Below are 1,876 nucleotides of genomic sequence, written 5' to 3' on the forward strand. Positions count from 1 at the left end.
CCCACTCCCCGCGCGCCCCCCCCGCGCCCCGCCGCCCGCGCTGGGCGGGGGGGCGCGGCAGATTTGCGGTGCTCGTGGGTTCAACCCCGGGTCCCCCCCCCGAGGACCCCCACACGACTCCGGTCGACCGTGTGCGGGGCGGTTCGCGGGGCCGCCGCGGCCGACCGACGTCAGCGGACACCCTGCGTGGACGGCAGGGTGTCGTCGACGCGGAACGTCAGGCTGTTGACGACGCCGATCACTCCGTCCACCCGGTATGCCGAGCGGACCGCCAGGGCTATGTCGCTACGGCGTTCCAGCCGGCCTTCCAGCGTGACCATGCCGTCCCGGACCGAGACGACCACGCTGTGGGGTGGCGGGGACGACGCGCCCAGGACGTCGTCGAGGACCTCCCGGCGGACCTCGTCGTCGGTACGCAGGAAGACTCGGAGCAGGTCGCGGCGGGTGGCGATGCCGATGAGCCGGTCCTCCTCGTCCACGACGGGGAGACGCTCCACGCCGTGGCGTTCCATCACGCGCGCGGCGTCGGAGACCCGCTGTTCCGGATGCACGGTGACCGCGGGCGTCGACATCAGCTCCCCCGCCGTGGCGGCACCGGTGACGGTGCTGCGGACAACCCGACCGCCCTCGGCCTGGTTCGCCTGGCGGCGGATCAGGTCGGTCTCCGAGATCACTCCGACGACCTTGTCTTCGTGATCCACGACGGGCAGGCCACTGATCCGGTGCTGGTCGAGCAGCCGTGCCACATCCTTGAGTGGCGTGTCCCGGTGCGCCTATACGACGTCCCTGGTCATCACCTCGCCGACTGTGCGGGCCATGCCGCCCACTTCCTTCCTGGTCTGCCGTCCACGAGCGGAGCGCGACGGAGCGGTGCGGTGCCGGCTCCCGCCGTGGACGGGGCCGGGAGTGCCCGGTCGGGCCGGTCCTGGCGAGGCCCCTCCAGGCTCCCTCCAGGACCGGCCGGTGACAGGGGCCGAGTTTCCTGGGACCGGGGACCGACCTGCCCGCCCTTGACGGGCATACGACCGGGCAGGGCACCCGTGTCCTGCGTCCTCACGCGCGTTCCGTCACCTGCTGTCGCTGATGTCGGTCCCGGTGAGCGCGGCCCGTCCGGCCTCCAACCGTGCGACCGGGACGCGGAAGGGCGAGCAGGAGACGTAGTCGAGTCCGGAGGAGTGGAAGAAGTGGACGGAGTCCGGATCGCCGCCGTGCTCGCCGCAGACGCCGATCTTCAGGCCGGGCCGTGCCGCTCGGCCCTCGTCCACCGCGATCCGGATCAGACGGCCGACGCCCGTGCGGTCGAGCGTCTCGAACGGTGAGGCGGCGAAGATGCCCTTGTCGAGATAGGCGGAGAAGAACGCCGCCTCGACATCGTCCCGAGAAAAGCCCCAGGTGGTCTGGGTGAGGTCGTTCGTGCCGAAGGAGAAGAACTCCGCCTCCTCGGCGATCCGGCCGGCGGTCAGGGCTGCCCGGGGCAGTTCGATCATCGTGCCCACCGGGCAGTGGACGGGGACGCCGGATTCCTCGGTGACCTCGGCCAGCACCCGCTCCACCTCTTCCCGCTCGATGCGCAGTTCTTCCACGGCACCGACCAGCGGCACCATGATCTCCGCCTTGGGGGAGCCCCCGGACCGTACGCGTTCCACGACCGCCTCGGCGATGGCACGCACCTGCATGGCCACCAGTCCGGGCACCACCAGGCCCAGACGGACCCCGCGCAGGCCGAGCATGGGGTTCTCCTCGTGCATACGGTTCACCGCGTCCAGCAGATCGGCGTCGTGCCGCTCCGGCCCGAGCCCGCGGGTCTCGGGCGTGGCGTCCAGCCACGGGGGGTGCGTTCGGGCGGGGTCGACATCGTGGAGAGGCGGGGGGGTGA

2 protein-coding genes are annotated in these 1,876 nt (G+C 72.1%); both read right to left on the reverse strand.

The window, feature by feature from the left end; genetic code table 11:
* Positions 1-170 precede the first annotated feature (170 nt).
* Positions 171-746 (reverse strand): CBS domain-containing protein, encoded by a 576-nt coding sequence (locus ACFW2E_RS14790; RefSeq protein WP_384466308.1) that lies wholly within the window; start codon positions 744-746, stop codon positions 171-173.
* Between the two features lie 321 nt (positions 747-1,067).
* A partial coding sequence (locus ACFW2E_RS14795; protein ID WP_384466310.1) for a putative PEP-binding protein occupies positions 1,068-1,876 on the reverse strand: 809 nt, incomplete at its 5' end.

Origin of the sequence: Streptomyces sp. NPDC058964, from assembly GCF_042741275.1 — a bacterium.
Taxonomy (GTDB): Bacteria; Actinomycetota; Actinomycetes; order Streptomycetales; family Streptomycetaceae; genus Streptomyces.